Origin of the sequence: Actinomyces sp. MRS3W, assembly GCF_032465695.1 — a bacterium.
Classification (GTDB): domain Bacteria; phylum Actinomycetota; class Actinomycetes; order Actinomycetales; family Actinomycetaceae; genus Actinomyces.
The window spans coordinates 1-5,485 of the sequence record NZ_JAWDJJ010000292.1 but is presented as its reverse complement, the minus strand read 5'-3'; the positions used below and the strand labels follow the sequence as shown (position 1 = coordinate 5,485).

At 70.5% G+C, this 5,485-nt stretch carries 7 protein-coding genes; 4 read left to right on the top strand and 3 right to left on the bottom strand.

The window, feature by feature from the left end; genetic code table 11:
• From RWX45_RS11195 to pth, 4 genes are all read left to right on the top strand, one after another.
• Window positions 1-617: sensor histidine kinase (locus RWX45_RS11195; RefSeq protein ID WP_410050718.1), on the top strand; the 617-nt coding region annotated here is incomplete at its 5' end.
• Window positions 599-1,360, top strand: coding sequence for a response regulator transcription factor (locus RWX45_RS11190; protein ID WP_316023800.1), 762 nt, complete (start codon window positions 599-601; stop codon window positions 1,358-1,360). The genes RWX45_RS11195 and RWX45_RS11190, both read left to right, overlap by 19 nt.
• A gap of 261 nt (window positions 1,361-1,621) precedes the next feature.
• Window positions 1,622-2,236 (top strand): 50S ribosomal protein L25/general stress protein Ctc, encoded by a 615-nt coding sequence (locus RWX45_RS11185; RefSeq protein WP_316023799.1) that lies wholly within the window; start codon window positions 1,622-1,624, stop codon window positions 2,234-2,236.
• Between the two features lie 36 nt (window positions 2,237-2,272).
• Window positions 2,273-2,869 carry an aminoacyl-tRNA hydrolase gene (gene pth, locus RWX45_RS11180; protein WP_316023798.1) on the top strand — a complete coding sequence of 199 codons (597 nt, stop codon included), beginning with the start codon at window positions 2,273-2,275 and terminating at the stop codon, window positions 2,867-2,869.
• A gap of 73 nt (window positions 2,870-2,942) precedes the next feature.
• Here pth and RWX45_RS11175 read toward each other — a convergent pair whose 3' ends face one another.
• The 3 genes from RWX45_RS11175 to RWX45_RS11165 all read right to left on the bottom strand — a co-directional run bounded on the left by RWX45_RS11175 (window position 2,943) and on the right by RWX45_RS11165 (window position 5,432).
• A complete protein-coding gene (locus RWX45_RS11175) occupies window positions 2,943-3,797 on the bottom strand; it encodes a type I 3-dehydroquinate dehydratase (RefSeq protein ID WP_316023797.1) in 855 nt (284 codons plus the stop codon).
• Between the two features lie 128 nt (window positions 3,798-3,925).
• Window positions 3,926-4,915, bottom strand: coding sequence for an exopolyphosphatase (locus RWX45_RS11170; RefSeq protein ID WP_316023796.1), 990 nt, complete (start codon window positions 4,913-4,915; stop codon window positions 3,926-3,928).
• Window positions 4,916-4,940: 25 nt separating this feature from the next.
• A complete protein-coding gene (locus RWX45_RS11165) occupies window positions 4,941-5,432 on the bottom strand; it encodes a DUF501 domain-containing protein (protein WP_316023801.1) in 492 nt (163 codons plus the stop codon).
• Between the last annotated feature and the right edge of the window lie 53 nt (window positions 5,433-5,485).

Genomic DNA, 5,485 nt, shown 5'->3' with positions numbered 1-5,485 from the left:
CCGGTTACACAGCCGGCGTCTCCCCCGCTCCTCCGATTCCGGTGGAAACCACCGCCGTACGCGACCTGCCGGTGCCCGAGTTCGCACCGCCGGGAACGGTGGCGCCGGTCGAGCCGACCCCGGAAATTGCCGCCCTGCGCCGTCGGGCTACCGACGCGCAGGCCGATGCCTCCCGCGGGCAGGTCCCGCTGGCACCCGCGCCCGAGCAGGCGGACCTGGAGGTCCTCGTGGAACGGTTCCGGACGGCGGGCGTACCCGTCACCTATCAGTGGACCGGCCGGGCGCTGCCCGACGACAAGGGCCTGCAGCTGACGCTGTTCCGCATCGCCCAGGAGGCGCTGACCAACATTCTGCGTTACGCGCCGACGACGCGGGCCGTCGCGGTCAGCGTCGACCGGCATGCCGGCACCGCCGTCCTCACCGTTGACAATGAGGCCGCACCCGGCTCGGCCCCACTGCACGGCTCCGGGAAGGGACTCATCGGCATGCGTGAACGCGCGGCCGTCTATGGTGGCACTGTGCAGGCGGGCCCGACCGCGACCGGCTGGCGCGTGCGCGCAGTCCTGCACTGGGACGATAACGACGAAGGGACATCGCCGTGGCAGATGCCGCAGTGAACGACGCCGCCCCCCTGGGTCCTGGCGGACAGGATGCTGAGGACCCGGCAACGTCTGGCGGACAGGCCGGACGCCGCCGCGGACCGGTGACCGTGGTACTCGCCGATGACCAGGCGCTCATGCGCATGGGCTTCCGCATGGTGCTCGACGCCGAGGACGACATCCAGATCGTTGGGGAGGCCTCCGACGGCGCCACCGCGCTCGCCCAGGCGCGCGCCCTGCATCCCGATGTCATCCTCATGGATGTGCGCATGCCGGGGATGAACGGGATCGACGCCACCGCCGCGATCAGTGAGCAGTGCCCGGACACCAAGATCCTTATCCTGACCACCTTCGACCTGGACGAGTACGCCTTCGCCGGCCTGCGCGCCGGGGCCAGTGGCTTCCTGCTCAAGGACACGCGCCCGGCCGAGCTGGCCGAAGCGATTCGCACGGTCGCCGGGGGCGAGGCCGTGGTGAGCCCGCGCATCACCCGGCGCATGCTCGAGATGTTCGCCTCGCACCTGCCCGCCGACGGCAGCGCCCCGGCGCAGGAGGATGAGCGCATCGCCTCGCTGACGCCGCGTGAGCGCGAGATCCTGCTGCTCATGGCGCAGGGTTTAAGCAATTCCGAGATCGCCGACCGTCTGGTCGTGTCCGCCACGACGGTCAAGACCCATGTGGGCAATGTGCTGACCAAGCTCGATGTGCGCGACCGGGTGCAGGCGGTCGTCGTCGCCTACGAGACCGGCCTCATGCACTGAAACCGGCACTAATAACACGCCGAAACCGGCACTTGTAACGTGCCGAAACCGGTCGAAATGACGGCTGGGGTGGGGCGATTCACCGTCGCCGCTATCGTCCGTACCCCAACGATCGCGTAGAGTAGCGCCGTTGCCCCGGCGAGGGATGTGCCAAGCGCATCCGTGATCGACGTGGTGGTGCCGGAAGGTGCTGCACGTCGTCGTGCCCGCCGGACCACCGAACCTGCGGGGCTGGCTCCCCGCCGTCATCGAGGAGAGCACATGGCTACCAACACCGTCACGCTTAACGCCACCGACCGCAACGAACTCGGCAAGGGCTCCTCCCGCCGGGCTCGCCGCGCCGGCCAGGTCCCCGCCGTCGTCTACGGGCACGGCACCGAGCCCCGCCACGTTCTGCTGGACGAGCACGCCACCCGTCTCGCCCTGCGCGGCAACGAGAACGCCCTGGTCGAGCTGAACATCGATGGCGAGACCCTCCTGGCCCTGACCAAGGACGTGCAGCGTCACCCGATCCGGCCCGGCGTGCAGCACGTCGACTTCCTGCTGGTCAACCGCACTGAGAAGGTCGAGGTCGAGGTTCCCGTCGTCGTCACCGGCGAGCCCGCCCCCGGCACCATCCACATCATCGAGCTCGCCCACGTGCTCGTCTCCGCTCCGGCCATCGCCATCCCGGAGACCATCGACGTCGACATCACCGGCGTTGAGGCCGGCTCCGCCATCCGCGTCTCCGACCTCACACTCCCCGACGACGTCGAGGCCATGACCGACGCCGACACCGACGTCGTCAACGTCACTCTCGAGGCGGTCGCCGCTCCTGAGGAGGAGGAGACCGCCGAGGCGGCCGAGGGTGAGGCCCCCGCCGCCGACGCCGAGTGACGGCCGATCACCTAGTCGTCAGTAGCGCTCTAGCCCATGAACGGCCCATGGCTCATCGTCGGGCTGGGAAACCCCGGGGCCCGGTACGCCCACAACCGCCACAACGTCGGACAGATGGTTCTTGACGTTCTGGCCGGGCGTGCCGGGTCTCGCCTGTCCAGCCACAAGACCCGCACCCAGGTCGCCGATGTGCGTCTGGGGGTTCTACCCGGGGGTGCACCCGGGCCGCGCGTCATCCTGGCCCGCACCACGAGCTACATGAACGAATCCGGCGGCCCGGTCAAGGCAGTCGCCCAGTTCTACGACGTCGACCCGGTCTCCCGCCTGCTCGTCATCCACGACGATCTCGATCTGCCGGCTCACACGCTCCGACTCAAGCGCGGCGGTGGCGAGGGCGGGCACAACGGGCTGCGCTCGATCTCCAGCGCACTCGGCACGCGAGATTACGCTCGTTTGCGCATCGGCGTCGGGCGTCCCCCCGGCAGACAGGATCCTGCCGACTTCGTGCTCAGCGATTTTCCGGGCCGCGAGCGCGCCGAGCTGGCGGTCACCCTAGAACACGCGGCCGACGCCGTTGAACACGTGGTGACCTTGGGGTTCACGGCCGCCCAGCAGCGTCTTCACTCCGCCTGAGACGCCGCGACCGGTGGCGGCGCGTCATTAGTGCCGGTTTCGGCACGTTACAAGTGCCGGTTTGGGCATGTTATTAGTGCCGGTTTCGGTGAAGCGCGGTTTCGGTGAGGGCGGCACGCACCTGCGCGACGGGCAGCTGACCGGGCGCGGAAGCGGGGCCCCCGGCGGTGGCGAAGGTGAGCGCCGAACCGAAAATCCCGCCGGCCAGTCTGGTCACGGCGCCCGCGGCACCCATCGCAATGGCGATGATCGGAATGGCCAGTTCCACCCGGGCGCGTGCGGCAACACCGAGCAGCCGCTCCACATCCGGCGCATCCGCCGGAGTGACGGCGATCTTGGCGACGGCGGCGCCCGCTTCCTGCATGGCCCGCAGCCGACGCGTCAACTCCTCCTCCCCCGGAGTGGAGGTGAAGTCATGGCTGGAGGCGACCACATCGAGCCCGCCCCGGCGCGCCAACCGGACCATCCCCGCCAGCTCGCCCCGGGCCAGCTCCACATCAATGGCGGCGATCGGCCCGATGCCCCGGCCACCGGGCTCGGGGGCGTCCTCATCCTCACCGGCTTCATGACCCGGAACGTCACAAGCCGCACCGTCGTCCCCCGTCAGCTCCGCTACCACGGCCGCAAGCGCGGCCCGGTAGGCGGCATCGTCAAGGTCGAGTCCGCCTCCCTCGGCGGCGGTGCGCACGGTCAGCAGGACCGGAATGCCGGAGTCACCCAGGACCTCCCCGACGGCGCGCGCCACCTCCAACCACACGCGCGCGAGCTCCGCGGGCGCCGGGTCTGCGGCAACCGGCCCTGCCAGAAGGTCGGCACGCAGCTCAACCAGGTCCGCGCCTGCCTCACGGGCGGCACGCGCCTGGGCCGCGCACTCTTCGGCGTCAGCGCCGGTGGTGGCCACGGCCACGACGGGCCGCTCACCCCCCACAGTCGCACTCCCCCACGTGACGGGGTGCGCGCAGGCCGGCGATCCGGGCACCGCGATACCACGCGCCCCTAGCCGGTCCCGCACTTCCTGTGCGCGTCGGAGAACGCCTGCGCGGTCTGCAGCGGCGCTCATGCCCGCTCCCGGCGCTGCACAATCGACAGTGCAATACCGTCGAGAATGTCGGACAGGCTGGTCATGACGGTGGTGAGCGGATGCCCTGCGGCCGCGGTGTCGGCCCCGACCCGAGCCACGACCTCGCTCCACACCAGCGCCCCCGCGGCAATGACGTCGCGGCGCCCCGGCAGCAGATACCCCCAGGACTCCCGCTCGGCGGCGGTTGAATGGACGATCGCGTCGCAGGAAGCCAGCACCTTCTCCATCGCCAGTTCGGCGCCGTCAATCGCCTCCCGCTCAAAACCGTCCAGGCCCAGGGCGTGCGCCGTGACCGTGGTAATGGTGCCGGCAAGCCCGACCAGGCGGGTCGCCGCCCCCAGGTCGACGGCGTCGGCCGCCCGGTCCAGCAGGGCGCGCACCTCGCTTCGCGCCGCCCGTTCGGCCTCTGAGTTCACGCCGTCGGCGAGGTAGCGCTCGGTGATGCGCACCGAGCCGGTGTTGAGCGAGCAGGCGGCCTGCGGGGAGTCCACGCCGAGCACAAACTCCGTGGAGCCGCCGCCCAGGTCGACGACGAGCCGCGGCCCGGCCGGTCCCGCCGTCCCGGGACCGAGCAGTGATCCAGCAAAGGACAGGCACGCTTCCTCCTGGCCGGTGACGACCTCGGGGAGAATGCCGAGTGCCTCATGCACCCCGCCCACGAACTCGTCCCGGTTCTCGGCGTCGCGGGTGGCGGAGGTGGCCACAAAACGGGCGTGGTCGGCATCCAGCAGCACCTCCAGCGCGGCGCAGGTGGCGGCGTATTCATCGACCACCTCCAGGGTGCGCTCCAGGGCACCGGTGTCGAGGCGGCCGGTGCGGTCAACCCCCTGTCCGAGGCGGACGATGGTGCTCGAGCGGTGCAGGGGGTGCAGGCGGAGCGGCCCGTCGGCGGCGTCTCGGGTGACGTCGGCAACGAGCAGGCGAATGGTGTTGGTGCCGCAATCAATGGCGGCCACGCGGGTCATGGACGGATCCCCCTTGTGGTGTGCTTCAGCAGTGACAGTGGGCGGGATCCCACAGGCCGCGTTCGCCGAGGGCCTCCAGGGTGAGGTCCCCGATCGGGTTGATGCCCCGCCCGACGGCGAGCGTGTGGGCGAGCAGCGCGTGCAGGCACTTGACACGGGTGGGCATACCGCCAGCGGATACGCCCGCTATCTCCTCAGGGATTCCCAACTCGGCGCGGCGGGCGAGATAGTCGGCATGGGCGGAGGCGTACGCGGCGGCGAGGTCGGGTTCTGCCACCAGGCGCCGGTTGAAATCCTCCATGAGGTGCTCCGCCTCCAGGGTGGAGCACCCGCGGACGGCCGCCGGGTGGGTGAGGTAGTAGGTGGTGGGAAAGGGCGAGCCATCGGGCAACCGCGGGGCCGTACGCACCACCGTGGGCCGACCGCACACGCAGCGGGCTGCGACATCAACGACGCCGCGGGGCTCGCGTCCCAGCTGCACGCGCAGAGTTTCCAGGTCGGCTTCATGCACGGTCACTGCTGTACTCCCGAATCGGTGGAAGGGGTCGGTGTGGGGGTAGCGCTCGGGGT

Excerpts from the sequence above, each read along its gene's own strand:
- RWX45_RS11185 (WP_316023799.1), top strand. The coding sequence starts at position 1,622 with ATGGCTACCAACACCGTCACGCTTAACGCCACCGACCGCAACGAACTC.
- pth (WP_316023798.1), top strand. The coding sequence starts at position 2,273 with ATGAACGGCCCATGGCTCATCGTCGGGCTGGGAAACCCCGGGGCCCGG.
- RWX45_RS11170 (WP_316023796.1), bottom strand. The coding sequence starts at position 4,915 with ATGACCCGCGTGGCCGCCATTGATTGCGGCACCAACACCATTCGCCTG.